The organism is Kribbella caucasensis (genome assembly GCF_004361855.1).
GTDB classification, from domain to species: Bacteria; Actinomycetota; Actinomycetes; order Propionibacteriales; family Kribbellaceae; genus Kribbella; species Kribbella caucasensis.
Genome location: NZ_SNWQ01000001.1, coordinates 462,117 through 482,388 on the forward strand (window position 1 = coordinate 462,117; position 20,272 = coordinate 482,388).

General features: G+C 68.2%; 22 protein-coding genes. 14 read left to right on the forward strand and 8 right to left on the reverse strand.

What is annotated here, in order from left to right:
- The first annotated feature begins 34 nt into the window (after window positions 1-34).
- On the forward strand, window positions 35-421 hold the full coding sequence (locus tag EV643_RS02135; protein WP_133798212.1) for a phage holin family protein: 387 nt from the start codon (window positions 35-37) through the stop codon (window positions 419-421).
- Window position 422: 1 nt separating this feature from the next.
- Window positions 423-872 carry a low molecular weight protein-tyrosine-phosphatase gene (locus tag EV643_RS02140; protein WP_202869347.1) on the forward strand — a complete coding sequence of 150 codons (450 nt, stop codon included), beginning with the start codon at window positions 423-425 and terminating at the stop codon, window positions 870-872.
- A 46-nt stretch (window positions 873-918) separates the two neighbouring features.
- Here the strand turns inward: EV643_RS02140 and EV643_RS02145 are convergent, their stop codons facing one another.
- The 3 genes from EV643_RS02145 to EV643_RS02155 all read right to left on the reverse strand — a co-directional run bounded on the left by EV643_RS02145 (window position 919) and on the right by EV643_RS02155 (window position 3,438).
- On the reverse strand, window positions 919-2,130 hold the full coding sequence (locus tag EV643_RS02145; RefSeq protein ID WP_133798213.1) for a pyrophosphate--fructose-6-phosphate 1-phosphotransferase: 1,212 nt from the start codon (window positions 2,128-2,130) through the stop codon (window positions 919-921).
- A gap of 90 nt (window positions 2,131-2,220) precedes the next feature.
- Window positions 2,221-2,973, reverse strand: coding sequence for a bifunctional 2-polyprenyl-6-hydroxyphenol methylase/3-demethylubiquinol 3-O-methyltransferase UbiG (gene ubiG, locus EV643_RS02150; RefSeq protein ID WP_133798214.1), 753 nt, complete (start codon window positions 2,971-2,973; stop codon window positions 2,221-2,223).
- Between the two features lie 9 nt (window positions 2,974-2,982).
- Entirely contained in the window at window positions 2,983-3,438 is a 456-nt protein-coding gene (locus EV643_RS02155; protein ID WP_238165294.1) for an Lrp/AsnC family transcriptional regulator, read from the reverse strand.
- 94 nt (window positions 3,439-3,532) lie between these two features.
- Here EV643_RS02155 and EV643_RS02160 point away from each other — a divergent pair, with 94 nt between their 5' ends.
- On the forward strand, window positions 3,533-4,456 hold the full coding sequence (locus EV643_RS02160) for a DMT family transporter (RefSeq protein ID WP_133798215.1): 924 nt from the start codon (window positions 3,533-3,535) through the stop codon (window positions 4,454-4,456).
- On the opposite strand, the gene EV643_RS02165 is transcribed toward EV643_RS02160, so the two are convergent.
- The gene (locus tag EV643_RS02165; protein WP_133798216.1) at window positions 4,394-5,386 is read right to left on the reverse strand and encodes an acetamidase/formamidase family protein; all 993 of its coding nucleotides are present in this window, start codon (window positions 5,384-5,386) and stop codon (window positions 4,394-4,396) included. The two genes, EV643_RS02160 and EV643_RS02165, sit on opposite strands and share 63 nt — an antisense overlap.
- A 148-nt stretch (window positions 5,387-5,534) precedes the next feature.
- On the opposite strand from EV643_RS02165, the gene EV643_RS02170 reads away from it, so the two are divergent.
- The 8 genes from EV643_RS02170 (at window position 5,535) to EV643_RS02205 (ending at window position 15,079) form a co-directional block, all read left to right on the forward strand.
- A complete protein-coding gene (locus tag EV643_RS02170) occupies window positions 5,535-6,227 on the forward strand; it encodes a response regulator transcription factor (protein WP_133798217.1) in 693 nt (230 codons plus the stop codon).
- Window positions 6,224-7,852, forward strand: coding sequence for a sensor histidine kinase (locus EV643_RS02175; RefSeq protein ID WP_238165295.1), 1,629 nt, complete (start codon window positions 6,224-6,226; stop codon window positions 7,850-7,852). Before EV643_RS02170 ends, EV643_RS02175 begins: the two co-directional genes overlap by 4 nt.
- A 127-nt stretch (window positions 7,853-7,979) precedes the next feature.
- The gene (locus EV643_RS02180; RefSeq protein WP_133798218.1) at window positions 7,980-9,416 is read left to right on the forward strand and encodes a S1C family serine protease; all 1,437 of its coding nucleotides are present in this window, start codon (window positions 7,980-7,982) and stop codon (window positions 9,414-9,416) included.
- 137 nt (window positions 9,417-9,553) lie between these two features.
- On the forward strand, window positions 9,554-12,355 hold the full coding sequence (locus EV643_RS02185) for a helix-turn-helix transcriptional regulator (protein WP_166665282.1): 2,802 nt from the start codon (window positions 9,554-9,556) through the stop codon (window positions 12,353-12,355).
- 176 nt (window positions 12,356-12,531) lie between these two features.
- On the forward strand, window positions 12,532-12,864 hold the full coding sequence (locus EV643_RS02190) for a hypothetical protein (RefSeq protein ID WP_133798220.1): 333 nt from the start codon (window positions 12,532-12,534) through the stop codon (window positions 12,862-12,864).
- Window positions 12,865-12,940: 76 nt separating this feature from the next.
- A complete protein-coding gene (locus EV643_RS02195; protein ID WP_202869349.1) occupies window positions 12,941-13,489 on the forward strand; it encodes a hypothetical protein in 549 nt (182 codons plus the stop codon).
- Between the two features lie 58 nt (window positions 13,490-13,547).
- Window positions 13,548-13,736: a hypothetical protein gene (locus EV643_RS02200; protein WP_133798222.1), complete on the forward strand. Its 189-nt coding sequence runs from the start codon at window positions 13,548-13,550 to the stop codon at window positions 13,734-13,736.
- Window positions 13,737-13,819: 83 nt separating this feature from the next.
- A complete protein-coding gene (locus EV643_RS02205; RefSeq protein ID WP_133798223.1) occupies window positions 13,820-15,079 on the forward strand; it encodes a glycerophosphodiester phosphodiesterase family protein in 1,260 nt (419 codons plus the stop codon).
- 49 nt (window positions 15,080-15,128) lie between these two features.
- Here EV643_RS02205 and EV643_RS02210 read toward each other — a convergent pair whose 3' ends face one another.
- Entirely contained in the window at window positions 15,129-15,749 is a 621-nt protein-coding gene (locus tag EV643_RS02210) for an FAD-binding oxidoreductase (protein WP_238165296.1), read from the reverse strand.
- Between the two features lie 163 nt (window positions 15,750-15,912).
- Window positions 15,913-16,803: a DMT family transporter gene (locus tag EV643_RS02215; RefSeq protein WP_133798224.1), complete on the reverse strand. Its 891-nt coding sequence runs from the start codon at window positions 16,801-16,803 to the stop codon at window positions 15,913-15,915.
- Between the two features lie 81 nt (window positions 16,804-16,884).
- On the opposite strand from EV643_RS02215, the gene EV643_RS02220 reads away from it, so the two are divergent.
- Window positions 16,885-17,787 carry a LysR family transcriptional regulator gene (locus EV643_RS02220; RefSeq protein WP_133798225.1) on the forward strand — a complete coding sequence of 301 codons (903 nt, stop codon included), beginning with the start codon at window positions 16,885-16,887 and terminating at the stop codon, window positions 17,785-17,787.
- 40 nt (window positions 17,788-17,827) lie between these two features.
- Here the strand turns inward: EV643_RS02220 and EV643_RS02225 are convergent, their stop codons facing one another.
- Window positions 17,828-18,097, reverse strand: a complete 270-nt coding sequence (locus tag EV643_RS02225) for a ribbon-helix-helix domain-containing protein (RefSeq protein ID WP_133798226.1) — start codon at window positions 18,095-18,097, stop codon at window positions 17,828-17,830.
- 112 nt (window positions 18,098-18,209) lie between these two features.
- Here EV643_RS02225 and EV643_RS02230 point away from each other — a divergent pair, with 112 nt between their 5' ends.
- Window positions 18,210-18,923 (forward strand): pirin family protein, encoded by a 714-nt coding sequence (locus tag EV643_RS02230; RefSeq protein WP_133798227.1) that lies wholly within the window; start codon window positions 18,210-18,212, stop codon window positions 18,921-18,923.
- Window positions 18,924-18,929: 6 nt separating this feature from the next.
- Here EV643_RS02230 and EV643_RS02235 read toward each other — a convergent pair whose 3' ends face one another.
- Complete coding sequence (locus EV643_RS02235; RefSeq protein ID WP_133798228.1) at window positions 18,930-19,256, reverse strand: L-rhamnose mutarotase; 327 nt, start codon at window positions 19,254-19,256, stop codon at window positions 18,930-18,932.
- Window positions 19,257-19,394: 138 nt separating this feature from the next.
- Here EV643_RS02235 and EV643_RS02240 point away from each other — a divergent pair, with 138 nt between their 5' ends.
- Entirely contained in the window at window positions 19,395-20,183 is a 789-nt protein-coding gene (locus EV643_RS02240; RefSeq protein WP_133798229.1) for a VOC family protein, read from the forward strand.
- Window positions 20,184-20,272 lie beyond the last annotated feature (89 nt).

Below are 20,272 nucleotides of genomic sequence, written 5' to 3' on the forward strand. Positions count from 1 at the left end.
GGTTGGGTGAACTGGGGGGTGGGAGTATCGGGGTATGAAGAACTTGATCATCAGGTTGCTGGTGAACGCGGTGGCGCTGGCGGTGGCGAGCTGGATCGTCTCGGGGATCACGCTCCAGGGCGCGACCACCGGGCGGCGAGTGCTCACGCTGTTGATCGTCGCGGCGATCTTCGGGGTGGTGAACGCGGTGGTGAAGCCGATCGTGAAGCTGCTCTCGCTGCCGTTCATCATCCTCACGCTCGGGTTGCTGATCTTCGTCATCAACGCCCTGATGCTGCTGCTCACGTCATGGATCACCGGGAAGCTGGACGTGCAGTTCCACGTCGACGGGTTCTGGCCCGCGTTGCTCGGCTCGCTGGTGATCACCGTGGTCGGCATGCTGCTGAACGCAGTGCTGCCCGAGAAGTGGGAACCCCGCTGACGTGAGCCGGGCACTGAGGCAGGTCGAGATCGTCTGCACCGGCAACATCTGCCGCTCGCCGATCGGCGAGGTGGTGCTGCGGGCCAAACTCACCGCGGCCGGTGTCGACGACGTCCGGGTGACGAGTTCGGGGACGGGCGGCTGGCACGTCGGCGATCCGATGGACCCACGAGCGGCCGCCGCACTGCGACGACGCGGGTACGACGGGAGCGCGCACCGGGCCCAGGAGTTCCGCAGCAACTGGTTCGCCGAGCGCGATCTGGTTCTGGCGATGGATTCCGGCCACCTGTCGGCACTGCGGCGCCGAGGCGGAGCAGACCTGGTCGTACCGGTCGAGCTGTTCGCCGAGGTCGACGTACCGGATCCGTACTACGGCGAGGACGACGGGTTCGACGAGGTCCTGACCCAGATCGAGAAGGCCGCGGACACCTGGGTCGAGCGGCTCAGGTGACCACAGGCCAGGCGGGCCCAAGCAAGCCCACCTGGCTGAATGAGATCTACGGCTGGCCGATTTCGGACTTGAGGGCCACGAACCAGTCGACGCCCGGGTCGAACTCCTTGCCGCCGGCGATCCGGGGGAACTCGATCGCGCGCAGCTCGTCACCACGCTCCTCGTCGTGCCCGACGACCCCGGACTCGCCCCGCAGCGCCGCGTCGACGGCGTAGTCGGTGCATTCCTTGATCAGCGCCAGGTCACGGTCGTTCGCGGCCGCGGAGCGACTGAAGTACCCGCTCTTCTGCACCATCGTCTTCTCCGCGCCGATCCGCTCGGCGAACTGCTTCGCGAACCACGCGCCCGGGTTGATGGTGTCCAGCTTGACGTGCCCGAACGGGTCCCGGCCGACCTCTTCGCCGCGAGCCTCCAGCTCCGCCACGATCGCCGGCACCCCGGCCCCCTCGGACAGGAAGATGTTGACGCAGTCGTTCTCGTCCATCACCGCCTTCAGCCGCTCGGCCTCGGCGTCCAGGTCGATCGTTGCCTCGGGCACGTAAACCGCATGCGCGTCCCAGCCGCCCGCATCGAGCCCGACGCCCGGGTTCCACTCCTGCTGCTTGACCCACTCGCGGTACGCCAGAGCCGTTGCCGCGGTCAACCATCCACAGTTGCGCCCCATCACCTCGTGCACGACCAGCATCCGCGGGTTCGAGCTGTGTTCGGCGATGATGTTGCGCGCGAACAGCGCACCCTGCTCGGCCGCCGTCCAGGCGCCCAGGCTCTGCCGGATCGGGACCACGTCGTTGTCGATCGTCTTCGGCAAGCCGACCACGGTCAGGTCGTAGTCGTGCTCGTGCAGGTACGCCGCGAGGTCGGCGGCGGTCGTGTTCGTGTCGTCGCCGCCGATCGTGTGCAGGACGTCGACGCCGTCGGCGACCAGGCGCTCGGCAGCGACCTGGAGGGCGTTCTGCCCGTCGGCGATCAGCCCGCGCTTCACCAGGTCCGCGGTGTTGGTCAGCTTCACCCGGCTGTTCCCGATCGGGCTGCCGCCGAACTTGTGCAGCAGGCCGGCTTTGGCCCGTACCTCGGGCGTCACCTCGATGTGCCGGCCGCTGAGCAAGCCGTGGTACCCGTTCAGGTATCCGATGATCTCCACGTCGGGCGCCACCTCGGTGTAGCGCTCGATCAGCCCGCCGACGGCGGACGACAGGCAGGGCGCGAGCCCGCCCGCGGTGAGAAGGGCAACTCTGCGGACAGACTTGTCGGCAGCCATGGGTCAGGGTCCTTCCGGAGGTCGCTGAAGTCGCCACCAGCGTAGTGATGCAGACCACTTTCACGGGTGGTTCGGCCCACCTACCGGACATCAGGCCTTGATGGCGAACCCCATGTAGGAGACCTGGAGCCCTCGCACTCTGCCCGTATCCATCCGGCGGCTCAGCTCGCCATAGGTCAGCCGGCCGCGTCGGGTCTGGACGAAATCCCACACCAGGCCGAGCTTGTTCCGGCGCGGGCCCAGACCGGTGAGCTCGTCCACCCGCAGACCGTGACGGCGCAGTACGGCGGTCAGCTCGTCCGGGGTGATGAACATGTCCCAGACGTGCAGCGTCGTGTCGATCATCCTGGTCAGCCGCCAGTCTTGGGCGACCTTGATGAGAACCAGCTTGCTGGCCAGGGTCCGGTTGATCGTGTCGAAGAAGTAGAGCCCACCGGGCCGGAGTACGCGGGCTGTCTCGGCGACCACCGACTCCAGATCGGTGACGTGTTCGAGGACGTCACAGCAGTACGCCACGTCGAAGGCCGAGTCGCGCAAGGGCAGGCGTTCACCGGCCGCGACGAGGTAGTCGATCCCGGCTGCGTGACGTCTCGCGGTACCGATCGACACCGCGGACGGATCGATGCCGACCACCCGGCAGCCGAGCCGGGCGAACTCCTCGGCCAGGAACCCACCACCGCAACCGATGTCGAGCACGCGGAGACCGTCCGGATCTCGGGCCAGGATCGACCGGAAGTACTCGAATCGGCCCGCGGTGAAGCTCCCGTGCAGCAGGTTCAGCGGGTTGTGTTCATCCCACCAGCCGTCGCCTAGCCGGTCGTACACGTCGTTGTCGATCGACACCGCCGGCCCTCACTTCAACGGGACCGGGCGAGGCGGGACCGGCGTGGACACGATGAACGAGCTGTTGGTGGAGCCGTGCACGTTGAAGCGGTCGAGGATCGCTTCAAGGGCGTCGATTGCAGGGACCTGGACCCGGAGCAGGAAGCAGTCCTCACCGGAGATGCGGTGGCACTCGACCACTTCGGGGGTGCGCCCGGCGAGCTCGGCGATCCGGGAGACCTGCCCCGGGCCCGGCTTCAACCGAACCCAGGCGGCGACCGGCAGCCCGAGCGCGGCCGGATCCAGGTCGAGCCGGTAGCCGCGGATCACCCCGGCCTCCTCCAGCCGGGCGACACGTTCCCGCACGGTCGGCGCGGAGACCCCGAGCCGCCGGGCGAGGTCCGTGGTCCGGGCTCGCGGGTCTTCGGTCAGCTCCTGCAGCAGCCGCCGGTTCAGATCGTCCAGGAGGTCACTCGGAAAAGACACAGCCGATCTGACCTTCGATTCGGAAACCACAGCCGCCTCCCGAGCTCCGTTTCGCCATGGAACAACCTCACTCTACCTCCTACCGTTGAATCCCGTGAGAGACGGAAATCGAGTGGCGATCGTGGCCGCAGGCGTGACCGTGGTCCTCTGGGCCTCAGCGTTCGTGGCCATTCGCCATGTCGGCACCGAACTGTCCGCCGGCCCGCTGTCCCTGGCACGCCTGCTGATCGGCAGCCTCGTGCTGGGCCTGATCCTGCTGGCCACAGGCAAAGGCAAGGGCATGGTGTGGAAGCGCCCGGCGAAGCAGGACTGGACCCCACTCCTCGCCTGCGGCCTGCTGTGGTTCGGCGTCTACAACGTCGCGCTCAACGCTGCCGAGCGACGCCTGGACGCCGGGACCGCGGCGATGCTGGTCCACATCGCTCCCCTGCTGATCGCCCTGCTCGCCGGACTGATGCTGGGCGAGGGCTTCCCCCGCCAACTCGTCATCGGCAGCCTGGTGGCCTTCGGCGGCGTCCTCCTCATCGGTACTGCGACCTCCACCGGCCGCGCCGAGACCTGGGGCGTCGTCCTCTGCGTAGCCGCAGCAGTCTCGTACGCCGTGGGCGTGGTCGCCCAGAAGCCGTTGCTGAAACGGTTGCCCGCTGCGCAGGTCACCTGGCTCGCCTGCATGATCGGCACGATCAGTTGCCTCCCGTACACACCGGACCTCGTCCGGGAAGTGTCGACCGCACAGGCGTCCACGCTGTGGTGGGTGGTCTACCTCGGCGCGTTCCCGACCGCCCTCGGGTTCACCACGTGGGCGTTCGCCCTGTCCCGGACCAGTGCGGGCCGGATGGGCGCAACGACGTACCTGGTGCCGGTGGTCGCGATCGGGCTTGCCTGGTTGTTCCTGGGTGAAACACCGGCACTTCTGGCGCTGGGTGGCGGCGTACTGTGCCTGCTCGGTGTGGGGCTATCTCGTCGCACTCCGAAGGTGCGTGTGGATGCCCCCGTAGACGTCGGCGCCCGGCAGTAGGCGTTTGGGAACCTTCGTGACCACGCTGTAGTTGGCGTCGACGACGTTGGCGAGTGGTACTTCGCTGATCTGGCTCAGCAACTGGTACGAGTCCAGTTTGTCGAGTCCGTAGAGCTCCGACAGCCAGCCGACCATGTCCACCTGACCGGTGCGCCACGCGTCCTCCAGCGGACGACTGGAGCCGACCACCGCGAGGTACTCGTCGTTCTCGAGTCGGGGCCAGGCGGGACCGGGCGTCTTGAGCAGGTCCACAACCAGTACGACGTTCATGGCGCCCTCGACCGCCGTACCGCAGGACTCGCCCTCGCCCTGGCGGTAGTGGCCGTCCCCGACCGAGAACAGTGCGCCCTCGACGTTCACGCGCAGGTAGCACGTCGTACCGGGCTTCATCTCGGGTGTGTCCATGTTGCCGCCGAAGTAGTCGGGCACGAGCGACGACCGGACCTCACCGGCCGCCGGGGCGACGCCGACCGTGCCCAGCATCGGCTCGAGCGGCAGTGCGACCTCCAGTCCGCTCCCCTGCGCGACGAACCCAACGGTCTGCTTGTCGGTGTCGACCTGGTAGATCCAGGTCCGCTCCGGCAACGGGTCCTGCAGTGTGGCCGTCCGATCGGTGCTGGTCAGGCCGCCGAAGTACGGGATGGTCGCGGACGCGCCCCAGCTCCGCGCCGGGGTCAGGTCGACGAAGTGCAGGACCAGGGTGTCGCCCGGTTCGGCCCCCTCGACGTAGAACGGGCCGGTCTGCGGGTTCACGAACGGCATGATGAGGGAGGCGCTGGCCAGGTCCGTCGTACTGCGGAGGCTGCCGCAGAACGCGTCCTCGGTCCACAACCGGAGCTGGGTGCCCGGTTTCACCCTGCGGACCGGCGCGGCCCCGCCGAAGGTCCAGGTGAGTTGCTCGGTCTCAGGCGTGAATTCGACGATGTCCACCCGGGGAATCTACGGTCGCGAGGCGTCCTTCGCGAGCGATCAGCGGGTTCTCAGCCGTTTCTCAAAGAGACGGAATAGTCTCGACAGTCGGAGGCCCAGCAGATCTTGGGCCCGTTCAGGTGACGACTCAGGCGAAGCGGGGAGCGGGATGCGAGTACTGGTGGTGGACGACGACCGGGCCGTCCGGGACTCGCTGCGCCGTTCGCTGGAGTTCAACGACTTCGAGGTGGTGACCGCGGCCGACGGGGCCGAGGCGCTCGCGGTGATCGGCAACGTCGAGCCCGACGTGGTCGTGATGGACGTGATGATGCCCAGGCTGGACGGGCTGGAGACCACCAAGGCGCTGCGGGCCGCAGGCAACAACGTGCCGATCCTGGTGCTGACCGCGCGCGACGCCGTGGCCGACCGGGTGGACGGCCTGGACGCCGGCGGCGACGACTACCTGACCAAGCCGTTCGCGCTGGAGGAGCTGCTGGCCCGGCTGCGCGCGCTGCTCCGCCGTAGTACGGCGCCGGGCGAGGGCGGGCAGCGCGGCGAGGTGCTGCAGTACGCCGACCTCGTGGTGGACGTGGATGCGCACGAGGTGCACCGCGGCGACGTCCCGATCCCGCTGACCCGGACCGAGTTCTCGCTGCTCGAGCTGCTGATCCGCAACCCGCGCCGGGTGCTCGAGCGCGCGGTGATCCTGGACGCGGTCTGGGGCTACGACTTCCCGACCACCGCGAACTCGCTCGAGGTCTACATCGGATACCTGCGCCGCAAGACCGAGATCAACGATCTGCCGCGGCTGATCCACACGGTCCGCGGGATCGGCTACGTGCTGAGAGACACCCCACCGTGAGCACGCAACCCCCTGACCGTTCCGGCTTCCCGTCGTACATCGCACGCCAGGATCCGGACCCCCAACCACAATCCGGTACGCCGTCCGCGCAGCCGACGAGTGGACCTCGGCCCGAGCACGCCAACGGCAACGGTCCGAACCGTTTCACCGAGACGGCAGCGCGGACGCAGACCTGGTGGCGGGAGAAGCTCCACCACCTCAGCCTGCATGCCCGTGTCACCCTGCTCGCCGCGGTCGCCGTGGGCCTCGCCGTCCTGCTGGTCAGCGTCTCGGCGTACCTGACCGTGCGCCAGCAGATGTACCGCAACCTGGACAGCAGCCTGATCGACCGGGCCGGCCAGGCCGCGAAGAAGGGCGTGCTCACCAACCTGGCCAACCTGCAGAACATCCCACCGGACGCGCTCGGCCTGAGCGACATCCAGCTCGGCCTGTACACCGCGGACGGGCAGAAGCTCGGCGCGGCCGACAGCTACCTCCCACCGATGGGCACCGCCGAGCTGGCGATCGCGCAGGGCCAGGGCGACGAGGCCAGCGTCCGCACGGTCGGGACCAGTGGCGGTCCGCACTTCCGGGTGGTCGCCGTGCCCGCGCAGTACTGTCCGGAGCCGGACCGCCGGGGCAATTGTTTGGTGGAGTACCAGCCCGCCGCGCTGGTCGTCGCGCAGTCGCTGCGGCCGGTCGATCAGACTCTGCACAACCTCGGCGTCGTGCTGTGGGCGGTCGGACTGCTCGGGGTGATCGGTGCGGCCCTGGCCGGCAACGCGATCGCGCAATCCGGTCTGCGCCCGCTGGCCAGGTTGACCGGAGCGGCCGAACACGTGGCCCGTACAGAGGAACTCAGACCGATCCCGATATCCGGGTCGGACGAGATCTCCCGGCTCGCGCAGGCGTTCAACGCGATGCTCGCGGCGCTGGCCCGGTCCCAGGATCGGCAGCGAAGACTGGTCGGTGACGCCGGACACGAGCTGCGTACGCCGTTGACCAGTATCCGGACGAACCTGGACCTGCTCGCCCAGGCGGACAAACGCGGCGGCCTCCGCCCGGAGGACCGGCAGCAACTGCTCGACGACGTCCGCGCCCAGATGGACGAGTTGACCAACCTGATCGGCGACCTCACCGAGCTCGCCCGCGACACCCCGCAGGTCCGCGACGCCGAGCAGATCGAGCTCTCGAACGTGGTCGAGGACGCGCTGATCAAGGTACGCCGCCGCGCCCCCGGACTGGACTGGGACGTGCAGCTGACTCCGTTCCCCGTCTGGGGCGACGAACGGTTGCTCGGCCGCGCCGTGACGAACCTGCTCGACAACGCGGCGAAGTACAGCACTCCTGAACAGCCGGTTGCCGAGGGCGAACCGACGGGCAAGGTGACGGTGCGGCTCCTGGACGGCGTGCTGACCGTGACCGACAGCGGTCCGGGCATCGCCGAGGCGGACCTGCCGCACGTGTTCGAGCGGTTCTACCGGTCCAGTGAGGCGCGCAGCCTGCCTGGTTCGGGGCTCGGCCTGGCCATCGTCAAGCACGCGGCCGAACAGCACGGCGGGATGATCTACGCCCGGAACACCGTCGGCGGCGGTGCCCAGTTCACCCTCTGGCTCCCGCACGCCGCGACCACCGGCCGAGGCTGAGCCGCCCGCATCACAGGGCTGACCTCAAAGCTTCCGCACAGGTTCTTCAGCGGATCTTCACAGAACTCTTCGGCTGCTCTGACGGGATCTTCAGTTCGTTCTCAGGTCCGGCCGCGAAGGTAAACCCATGACCGAGAACCAGCCGCACCAGCCGCAGAACCAGCCCGGGAACGACACCCCGGCGCCGGGTTCGACGTACGGGAACAACCCCCCGCAGGGGACGTCGCCGTCGTACGGCTCGAGTCCGCAGGAGCGTACTCAGCAGCTGCCGACGACCGGCTACGGCCAGCACTCGCAGCAGCAGTACGCGCCGCACGGACAGGCGCGGCCGGGACAGCACCCCTCAGGTGGGAGTGCTTACCAAGACGGGCAGTTCGGGACCACCGGGACGCATCAGGGGACGTCACCGGGTTCGAACTGGCCGTTCGGCCCGCAGCCGGCCCAGCCGGAGCCCCCGAAGCCCAAGCGGCGCGCGGGTCTGGCTCTGGTGGCAGCCACCGCGCTGCTGGTCGGGACCGCCGGCGGTGTGGGTGGTGCGGCTGTGTACTCGGCGACCAACGACTCGTCCGCGACCCCGTCGGTGACCGCACCGCTGACCGGCGGGCAGGCGGCTCCGGCATCGGCACCGGACGGATCGGTGCAGAACGCGGCCGCGAAGGTGCTGCCGAGCGTGGTGAAGATCGGCGTCACCACTTCGCAGGGCAGCGGCACCGGGTCCGGCATCGTGATCAGCAAGGACGGGCTGATCGTCACCAACAACCACGTGGTGTCGGGTGCCGGGAGCGGCGGCAAGATCACCGTGATCCTGAACGACGGACGGACCGTGTCCGCGACCATCGTCGGCACCGACCCGCTGACCGACCTCGCCGTGATCCGCGCGAACGCCAGCGACCTCACCCCGGCCGTGCTCGGCAAGAGCGGCACGCTCGGCGTCGGCCAGGGCGTGGTCGCGATCGGTTCGCCGTTCGGCCTGGACGCGACCGTGACGAGCGGGATCGTGTCGGCCCTGAACCGCCCGGTGACGTCGGGCGACGAGGAGCAGGACAGCACGACGGTCTTCCCAGCAATCCAGACAGACGCCGCGATCAACCCCGGGAACTCCGGCGGCGCCCTCATCGACCTCGCCGGCCAGGTGGTCGGAATCAACAGCGCGATCAAGACCGCCGGAGGATCGGGACAATCCGAAGGCGGCAACATCGGCCTGGGCTTCGCTATCCCGATCGACCAGGCCAAGCCGATCATCGACGAGCTGGTGGCCAAGGGCAAGGCCACGCATGCGCGGCTCGGAGTGACGGTCGGCGACGCGCGGTCTTCCGACGGGCTCACACAGGGAGCCACCCTCGGCGAGGTGACGTCGGGCGGTGCGGCGGACAAGGCCGGTCTGCGGTCGGGTGACCTGGTCACCTCCGTGGACGGCAAGGCGATCGCGTCAGGGGACGCGTTGGTCGCCGCGGTCCGTTCGCACCGCCCCGACGACGAGGTGACGATCACCTACATCCGGGACGGCAAAACCCTCACCACCAAGGCCAAACTCGGCTCCGACAACGGCAACCCCACCGGCTAGACCTGATCTCCCCCACCCCCACAACGGGACTGCGGCCGCCCACTGAGCGGCCGCAGTCCCTTGTCCGGCTGAACGTGCCGCCGGGGAGTTGCATGATCGGCTGGGTGCGGCAGTGGGTTCGGGCGCATGATGGGCAGATGACCGCGGCGCTGGTCGGTCGAGGGGCCGAGGCTTCACTGCTCGAGACAGTGATCGCCGAACTGCCGAACGCTTCGGCTGCCGTGCTGGTCCGGGGCGAGGCCGGCGTCGGCAAGACCTCGCTGGTCCAACAGGTGCTTCAGGAACGCCGGGAGAGCGGACTGCGGATCCTCCGCGGGGCCTGCGCTCCCATGTCAGGCGCAGTTGCGTACGGCGGACTGGCGGCGGCGCTCGGCCGTTCATTCGGCAAGGGCGGCGAGACCATGGTGTTCCCTTCTGCGGCGGCAGGTCGTGCGCAAACCATCGAGGAGCTGAGCAACGCGCTCGACGATGGGCCGCCGCTGGGCACCGTGCTCCTGGTCGAGGATGTGCATTGGGCCGACTGGTCGACGCTCGACTTCCTCACCTATTCGACTCGTAATCTGCCCGAGCGTCGGCTACTCGTACTCCTGACCTGGCGCGACGAAGTCACCGACCCACAGCGGACCGCATGGCTCGCGGAGCAGCTCCGCAACCCCTCTATCACCGATCTGGCGCTGCGACGGCTCACTCTCGAGGAGACCAGGCTCCAGTTGGCCGGCCTGAGACCTGATCTGACGCAGGACGAGGCCGACGCCGTGTTCCGGCGCAGCGCGGGCAATCCTTACCTCACCGCAGAGCTGGCGAGCACCTATCCGGCTGCTTCGATATCATTGCGCCAGATTCTGTCGGCGCGACTACAAGCCGTGTCGCCTGCGGCGCGGATGGTCGTCGCCGCCACCTCAACGTTACCGAGAGCACTTAGTGACGACGACCTCCTCGCAGCCGCAGACGGTGACATCGACGCCGTACGAGACGCCTGCGACTCAGGGCTGGTGATCCGAGATCCGACTGGGGGCGCCACTGCGAAACACCCCGTCCTGGCAGAAGTCGCCTATGAGCAGCTGCTCTCGGAGCAACGTCGCCGCCTGCACGCCAAGCTGGCCGAACATCTGGAAACAGGACTACTGGTCGGTGCGGGCGCGGCTGCGGTGGCCGAGGTGGCTGAGCAGTACCACCGTGCAGAAGACCCGGACGCCACGCTGACGTGGTCGGTCAAGGCTGCTCGGGCCGCGGAGTCGCGATTCGCCCTCGCGGAGGCAGGCCACTGGTACGCCGTTGCGTCGTCGGTCAGGCCGTCGTCCGTAACCACCCGGTCGGACGTGCCTACCCGATTGGTACTGGCCGAGGCGGCGGCCTCCCTGCTCGGTGGTGCCGGCCAACCCGACAAGGCCCGGGAAGTGCTGGACCAGGCCCTGGCCGACGTCCCCGAACAGAGTGTTGCCGGCGACGACGTCGTACCGGCGCTGCTGACGCGCAGCTGGCTGGGAGTGGTCGTCGGAGACACGGGAAGTGCCCTGAAGGACGCCGAGCGGGCCGAGCAGTTGATTTCTCCCGACGACGGACTCATCCGCGGCAAGGTTCTCTGCGCACGAGCCATGGCACTCGTCACCGCTTCCAGGCTCGATGAGGCTGCCGCACCGGCGAGAGCTGCCTTCGACCTGGCCGACCGTGGATCTGACGAACGGACGACGTGCCGTGCCGCCATGATCCTGAGCGCTATCGACTCGGGGAGGGAGCGATTCGACGAAGCTCTCGGCCACCTGAACGCGGCCCTGTCGATTGCCCGCCGGATCGCCCAGCCCGAGGAGATCGCGCTCGCGGGCGTGAACCTGACCGACCTCTACTGGCGGCTCGGTGACTGCGACCGAGCTGTGGAAGTGGTGGAGCTGATCCGGCCGGAGTTGCGACGACTGACGTTGGGGCGGCACTGGCTCGAGGACCTGATGGAGGGCAACCTCATCGACGCCTTGTTCGACGCTGGACGCTGGGATGAGGCCCTCACGTTGGGACGCGACCAGGCAGAGTGGTCCGGTCTCGGCATGATCGAGAATGTGCTGGCGCAGGTGCACGTTGCGCGAGGTGATCTCCAGACCGCGCTCGAGCTGCAGCAACGGTCGCTGCGTCTCTCGTCCGGTGACCAGCCGATGTTCCAGGTTGGGTTCGCCAACGTCCAGGTTCCCTTGCACCTGCTCGAGGGCCGGCCGCGGGAGGCGCTCGCCGTGGCCCTTTCCACCGCGGAGCAGGTCGCGAGTCGGTTGAACGATCCCATCTGCGCGCCGCTCCTGCTCGCGGGTCTCGAAGCAGCCGTCGCCGTCGAGGCGCTTGAAGAGTTCGAACGATTGGTGGCACTTCTCGGTCACGCGGTGAGCACCGTCACGGCGGCTGCCGTCACGGCAACCGTCGAGGCGGAACGGTCGCGTCTCCACCGCTCGCCCGACGCCGCGCTCTGGCTTCGAGCGGCACGGGAGTGGTCCCGGCTGAGCCGGCCTTATCCGGAAGCCCGTGCTCGATTGCGCGCGGCGGAGGCCTTCCTCGCCCAGCGCGACCGGAGCGGGACACGAAGTCGTGCGACCGGTGAGCTCAAGGCGGCCCGCCGGACCGCCGAGCTGCTCGGCGCGAGACCGCTTCTCGCCGAGATCGACGAACTCGCAAGGATCGCCCGGCTCGATCTCGCCGACTCGCCGGGACCAGGCGCCCGTCGCAGCCAGCACCCCGGGCACGGGCTACCGGCGCTGACCGATCGCGAACGACAGGTACTTGCACTCCTGACCGAGGGCAGGACCAACCGGGAGATCGGCGAAGCGCTCTACATGAGCCCCAAGACCGCGAGCGTTCATGTGACCCACCTACTCGAGAAGCTCGGCGTCCAAACCCGCGTCCAAGCCGCGGCCATGGCGGTCCGCCTCGGACTCGACGATCAACAAACCGAGTCCCGCTGAACCGGTCGTCCGTCGTCGCTCCCGTCGTTGAGTCAGACGGTGGACGCAGCTAAGGATGTTCGACCGAAGACTAAGGACCTGAGCCTCCGATCTGAGGGCAGCTGCCCGATGTGACGGGATGCCCTCCGACCCGACCTTGGAAGGGAAGCGGCGATCCCCGCCGCGGAGGAGGAATCATGAAGCACCGACGCAGTGTCATCGCAGTACCCGCGCTCACGCTCATCGTTTTCGCGATCGGCGCCGCGGATGCATCTGCGCGCGTCCCAGAGGAACCTGCCGAGACGTCCGCGGTCGTTCCGCACGACCCGCACGTGCGGGAGTACAACTACCCGGAGTACAAGCTGAGCCCGGCCGAGTACCCGGAGCCGGCGACCGTCACCGTTGCGGTCGATGACACCGCGGTCGAAGCCCTTCAGGCAGGCGCGTCCGCGGTGGGCGGCGCAGGCCTCGTTCTGGGCACCCTGTGGCTGTACCGAAGGCGTCATCCCCTTCCGGGTACTCCGACCTGACAATCCTCTCCCGGCGCACCGCAATCCAGCCATTTGATCACGGGGCCAACCGGGCGGAATTCGGACTGGAGGTCTGATGGACACCATCGTCACGGTCATCGTCATCGCCGTGGTCGTGATCGCGGTCGCCGCGCTGGCGTTCGCGTATCAGCGACGGCGGTCAGGTCAGCTGCGGGAGCGGTTCGGCCCGGAGTACGAACGCACGATCGAGGAGTCGGGTGATCGGCGCACCGCCGAGCGCGACCTACGCGGCCGGGAGCGCCGGGTCTCGAAACTCGACATCCACCCACTGAGCGGCGAGTCCGCACAGCGCTACCGCGCCGAGTGGAACACCTTGCAGCAGAGCTTCGTGGACGAGCCCAACACAGCGGTCGATGAAGCCGACCGGCTCGTCATCCGGATCATGCGCGAGGAGGGCTACCCGGTCGACGAGATCGACCAGCGGGCCAACGACATCTCGGTGGATCATCCGGAGGTGGCTCTGCACTACCGCGAGGCGCACCGGGTCGCGGTCGCCCGGGCCAAGGGCGAGGCCGACACCGAAGACCTCCGCCAGGCCGTTACCGAGTACCGGCAACTGGTCGACGTGCTGCTGGCGGACCGCACGGAAGGCGGACGCGCCTAGTACTCCGGGTGCAGCCGGTTCCAGAGTCCCGGCCGTCCGGGGCTTCGACGACGCGGTGATGGACGAGGTGACGGACCCGGAGACGGGCGAGTTGAAGGCGGAGTTCATCGGGGCGGTGCTGGAGCTGAACGCTCAGGGACGGACCAAGAACGGCCGTCTCCGCCACCCCAACTTCGTGCGGTGGCGTCCTGACAAGGACCTCATGGACTGCACGAGGGACCAATGCGAGCTGATCACTGAGGTGTGAGCAGCGGGAGATGGAGAACAAGGAGAGGTGATGCAGTGAGAAACATCAGAAGGCTGATCGTAACTACGATCGGCACGGCGCTCATGACGGCCACTGGAGTGGTCGCGCTGAGCAGCACGAGCGTGGCCGTGGAGACGTGCCCGCCGGGCATCGCGCACAGGGGCAACGCTTACACGGGAGCGCCGGTGGAGAACAGCCTGGCGGCGTTCAACACGGCGTTTGGCTCGGGGGCGAAGTGGGTGGAGTCGGACGTGCACTTCACGTCCGACAACGTCCCGGTCATCATGCACAACGCGACGGTCGAGCAGACCACGAACGGGACCGGTGCGATCGCGAACATGACGGCGGCGCAGTTCACGGCGCTGACCTTCGACGCGGACCCGAGCCAGCACCCGCCGACGCTTGACCAGCTGCTGGCCGTGATCACGGCGGCTCCGGACAGGAACCTCCTGCTGGAGTCCAAGGCGCTGAACGTCACGACGACGCAGCAGCAGGTGCTGCTGACGAAGCTGGCCGGCCTGGAGGCGCGCGTGCACCTCCAGGCGTTCGCGAACAGGCTGGCTCCCGTCCAGAGCATGAAGACGGCGAACCCGGCGCTGACCATCAGCGTCCTGGGCTATGACCCGATCTCGCCTTCGCCGACCGGCATCGCGTCTCAGAACCTGGAGTACACCTACATCTCCGCCTCGGAGGTCGCGGCGCTCCACACCCAGGGCCTGAAGGTGAAGGCGTGGACGGCGAACAACTCGACCGCGTGGGCGAACCTGCGCAGTATGGGCGTGGACGCCATCATCACGAACAAGGTGCGGGACTACCTGACGTGGGCCGCCTCGACGTGTCCTACTGAGCCGCCGCCTCCGCCGCCTCCGGTGACTGAGTACGTCACCAACAAGAGCGTGGAGACGGACCTCGCCGGCTGGACGGGGCTGTGGACGTCGACCTCGACGAACACCAGGGTGACGGGCGGCTACGACGGCGCTTACGCGATTCGCTCCCAGAACGGAGCGACGGGGACGGCTCAGCACGGCTTCAGCAGCAGCCCGAGGGTCCTGGACGGCACTCCGGGCAAGGCGACGGTGGCCGGCAAGACGTACGTGGGGTCGGCGCAGGTGAAGCCTGGCGTGACGGGGCAGAAGATCAACCTCTACCTGCGCGAGCGCAACGCGGCTGGCACGACGGTGGGGAGCAAGACCATCGTCAAGACGACCTCGGGGACGGGTTGGCAGAGCATTGCCGGCACGTACACGGCGGTCGGCACGGGCAACACCATCACCTACACCCTGTGGGCGACCAGCGGGGCAGGCGTGAGCTTCTACGCCGACCTGTTCAGCTTCACCGGTTGACGGGCGCACCCGGTCGGCAGCCACCACGCGATGCTGTGGGAGAACAGGTCTACGGCGCGATGTTCTGGTTGAGGTGGAAGAGGTTTCCGGGGTCGTACTTGCGTTTCACCTCCACCAGGCGGTCGTAGTTGCCCTTGTAGTTGTCGGCGATCCGGGTCTGGTCGTCGGCGGCCATGAAGTTGATGTAGCCGCCGGACTCGGAATGCGGCGCGGTCGCTTCGTAGTACCCGCGAACCCACTCGATGTTCGCCTCGTTCTGGGCCGGATCCGGCCACATCCCGGCGATCACGGTCGCGAAGTTCGCGTCGCGGTAGGCGAAGCCGGTCGCGTCGCTCGGCACCCGGTGGCGGGCGCCGTTGATCGGGTAGATGTGCACCGTCGAGTTGACCGCCGGCAGGCCGGGTGCGTGTCGCAGGTGCGCCTGGATCGCCTCGTCGGTCAGCTCGGTGACGAAGTTCGCCTTCCAGTAGTGCTGCAGGCCCGGGGGTACCAACGCGTCGAAGGCGCTGTTCAGCGCGGGGTACGGCATCGGCCCGACCATCTCGGCCACGACCGGCGCGAACTCGCGGAACCGGGCGATCTCCTGCTCGCCCCGGTCCAGGTCCCCGGCCCAGCAACCGACGATCAGCGCGAACGTGTCACCGTGCCGGTCCTCGGAGATGAACGGCAACGGCGGCGCGATCTGGAACGCCGGGAACCCACCGAGCTGCTCCGGCGCGTCCTTGATCAGCTCCCGGAACCCGGCCAGTACGGCGGCCGCGTCCGAATTGCGGTGCGGGGAAGGAGGGCCTTGATGGCCTCCAGGTCCATGTCCGCCTGCTCGCGCAGCTCGATCAGGCGGTGGTGAGTGTCTTGGTCCGGCTTGTGGTGGCGTCCTTTCGGTGGTGGCGTTCGATCGACTGGCCCCAGGTGGTGCCGGTGAGCATGAGGACTGCGCCGATCAAGGCCGGGATGGTGAGTCTTTCGTCGCCGAGGCAGATGCCGATGGCAACGGCCCAGACTGGTTCGGTGCCGAGCAGGAGGCTGGCTCGGCTGGCGGAGGTACGTTGGATCGCCCAGGTCTGGGCCAGGAAGGCGAAAACGCTGCAGAACAAGGCGAGATAGATCAGCTGCAGCCAGGTCGTGGTGCCCGCGTTGACGGGCAGGTGAGAAATGGCCGGCACCGCGAAGAGCGCCGTACCGACGAGCGTCTGAACCGTCGTGAGCTGCAGAGGTCGCAGGTCGCGGCCGGTGGTGAGGCGACCGACGAGGGCGACATGCGCGGCGCGGACGACGGCTGCGGCGAGCATGAGCAGGTCGCCCGTGCCGGGAGTGTGGAGGCCGTCGCCGGACATGAGCAGGCCGACTGCGATGACGCAGAGTCCGGCTGCGAGGAAGAACCTGGGTGGCATCCGGCGGCGATCCATCAGGGGCGTGATGACGAGAGTCAGGCTGATGATCAGCCCGGCGTTGGCCGCGCTGGTGTGCGTGACGCCGTACGTCTCCAGTACCAGGACGGCCGCCTGGCTGAGCCCGAGTAGCCCGCCGACCTTGAGCTCGCCTCGGTTGATGCGGGACGCGAAGACGAGCAACGCCAGGCACGCGATCGCGGAGATGCCGTAGCGCAGGAAGAGAACCGTCAGCACGGGTGTGCTGCCGGTGACGGTCTTGGCCGCGAGGTAGCTCGAACCCCAGACGACGGCGACAAGCAGCAAGACAGCGTCAGTACGGCGGGATCCGGGCATGGCTCCAACCGTGATGGCTCGAGACGTTGAAGCCAAGCACCAACTTCTAAAGCGACCTTGTAGTGGAGCTACAGTGTGGAGATGGACGAGCGGCAGTTGCGGGTACTGCGTGAGGTCGGTGAGCTGGGGAGTGTGACCGCGGCGGCGGAGGCGTTGCTGGTGACGCCGTCGGCGATCTCACAACAGTTGCGCCTGCTGCAGCGGTCGATCCCGGTGCCACTGACCGAACGCGACGGGCGCCGAGTGGTTCTCACCGCTGCGGGTCGTGCGCTCGCCGGCGCGGCAGCGGACGTGGAGAGCGCGCTGGCCCGAGCGCGGCACACCGTCGACGAGTTCGTTGAGCAGCCCGACAGCGTTGTGTCCATTGCCGCCTTTCACAGTGCTGCGGCAGCCTTCTATCCGCATTTGCTGCGTGGTGATGGTGTCGCGCGGCTTGCTCTGCATGACGAGGACGTCCCGCAGGACGAGTTCCCACTGCTGACGCGCGAGTACGACCTGGTGCTGGCGCATCGACTCGATCACGGCGCCGCCTGGCCGGATACCGTAGCGGTCACCTCGCTGCTCCACGAGCCGCTGGACGTCGCCGTACCTGCCGATCATCCGCTAGCCGCCAAGCGGCAACTCACTCCACGCGATGTCGCCGGCGAACCCTGGATCACCGTCCACGACGGCTTCCCCCTGATGGCCACCATCGAGGCCATCGGTGCCGCCGCCAACCAACGCCTCGACCTCGTCCACCGGATCAACGAGTTCGCCGTGGTCGCCGAGGTGGTGGCGGCCGGTGGCGGTATCGCTCTGATGCCCCGCTGGACAGCCCGCCACCATCCCGCCGTGGTACTCCGTCCCCTCCGCGGCGTCCACGCCCGCCGCCACATCGACGTACTCCACCGCCCCGAACGCACCGCCCGCAAAGCAGTCCGATCCGTCCTGACCAACCTCCACCACGCCGCCACACATATCCGCCGCACAGACCCCGAGCCGTAGCAACCATCCGACCAACCACTGCCGGCGTCTCAGACAAGGATCAGCGGCAGAGCGGGGTCCAGCTTGCCTGGTCGGATTGCTCAGCGAAGGCGCGATCGAGCTCGCGTTCCGCCCACGCCCCGTCGGCGCCGGCGGGCGCACCCCGGTCGGCGTCCCACCCAGCGAAGAGTGCATCCATGGCGGCACCCGGAACAAGGCGTGACGCGATGTACGACGAGACCGACCGCGCCTCACCGCGCTCAACGGCGGCCTCGATCGTGTCGACGAGGTCCTCCGGGAGAGCGATCGAGATCTGACGAGTCTTACTCATGTAGCCATCATCGCCGACCTCGAGAGGTTGTGCCGCGATTAAGCACAAGGTCACCGCCGTGTTGGCGCCTGCCGCGAACTCCTTGACGGGGACAAGGGGTATTACTAGAGGCGTGACCGATATCCGCCGGGCGGGCGACCGATTCCGGACCGAGAGTGAGTGGCTCGACTCGCACCACTCGTTCTCCTTCGGCCGGTACTACGACCCGGCGAACGTCGGCTTCGGCCTGCTGCTCGTGCACAACGACGAAGTGGTTGCCCCCGGCACCGGATTCGACACGCATCCGCACCAGGACCTGGAGATCGTCACCTGGGTACTGCGAGGCGCTCTCGTGCACCAGGACTCCGAAGGGCACAACGGCATCGTCTACCCCGGTCTCGCCCAACGGATGAGCGCCGGCTCCGGGATCCAGCACTCGGAGAAGAACGACGCCGGCGAACCGGTCCGGTACATCCAGATGTGGGTCCGGCCGGACGAGCTCGACCTCGACCCGTCGTACCAGCAGGCCGAGGTAGGCAACAGCCTGGCGACGGGTGAGCTCGTCCCGATCGCGTCCGGCCTGGCCAAGCACGAGGGCAGCAGCGCGATCCGGATCAACCAGCAGGACGCCGGGATGTCCGTCGCACGACTCCAACCCGGCAAGGCGATCCAGCTGCCGACAGCGCCGTACGTACACCTGTTCGTTGCCCTTGGCGCCGTTTCACTGGAAGGAGCAGGCGACCTCGGTACGGCGGACGCGGCGCGCGTGGTCGCCGCCGACGGTCAACGGGTCACCGCCGGACCGGACGGCGCCGAGGTCCTCGTCTGGGAGATGCACTCCCGCTGAAGAAACTCAGTCCTGTTCCGACATCGTCCAGACATGGCGCAGCGACTGGCCGGCCAGGCCGTCCGGGTTCTGGGCGAAGCCTTCGACGAACCGGCTCATGTGCTGCTGCCAACGCTGGTCCACCGGCTCGTCCCGGAGCTGCGCGACCGCGGCCTCGAAGTCGTCGCACTCGACCAGGTGGAACAGATCCCGGCCGCTGCGCCAGATGGACCAGTCCCGGATCCCGGCCGCGCGCATGACCGCGATCAGCTCGGGCCAGACGCGGGCGTGCTCGATCTCGTAGGCCTCTTCGGTGCCGGGAATGAGCCGGCTGTGCAGCGCTAGGCGGGTCACAAGCGAGCAGAATACGCCCCTGCCGCGCGCCGGTGACCGAATAGTTATTCGATCCTCATGTGATGGTGTCGACGGGGCCGGTGTCGCCTGGCAGGGTTTGGGGGCTGTCTCTGGCAAACGGATTCCGGGAGTGCATGCATGGTCGAGCGGAACGCGCCGTGGCCGACCGGCACCCCAGCTTGGATAGGGCTGGCCACCGACAATCCCGAGGCGGCCGCCGTGTTCTACGGCCTGTTGTTCGGCTGGGATTGCGAGCACCAGGGCGCGCGCGACTACTGGCTCTGCAAGCTCGACGGCGAGGATGTCGGCGGCATCGGGCCGAAGCACCCGGGGACCGAGCATCTGCCGAGCCGGTGGACGACGTTCCTGGCGACCGACCACGTGGAGCGGACGGCCGAGGCGATCGCCGAACACGGCGGCCGCGTGGTGCTCGAGCCGAAAGACGTTCCCCCGCACGGTCGGATGGCACTCGCGGTCGACCCGAACCAGGCGATGTTCGGACTCTGGCAGGCCGCCGACCACATCGGCATCGAGCGGCGTACCGAACCGGGCCGGCTGGTCTGGAGCGAGGCGCTCAGCCGCCGCGACGACCTCGCCACGGAGTTCTACACCGCCGTGTTCGGTTACCAGGTCGAGGAGTTCAGCGGCGCCACCCGCGACGACCGGTACGCCGATGCCCGGTACGCCGCGCTGTACGCCGACGACAAACCCGTCGCGGGCGCGGGCGAGTTCCACCTCGACATGCCGGCCGACACGTCACCGCACTGGCTGCCGTACTTCGTGACGGCCGACACCGACGCGACCGTGGACCAGGTCCAGCGCACCGGCGGCACACTGCTCGGCCAGCCACTGGACTCCGACTTCGGCCGGCTCGCGGTCCTCCAGGACCCCGAATCGGCCGTCTTCGCCGTGATCCAGCTGGGCTAGGACGACAACTTCACACCCGCCGACGGCGTCGTACCACTGTGCCCGGGACTGCCCAGGTTTGAGGATTTCCCCCTCGTGGCAGGCTGGGC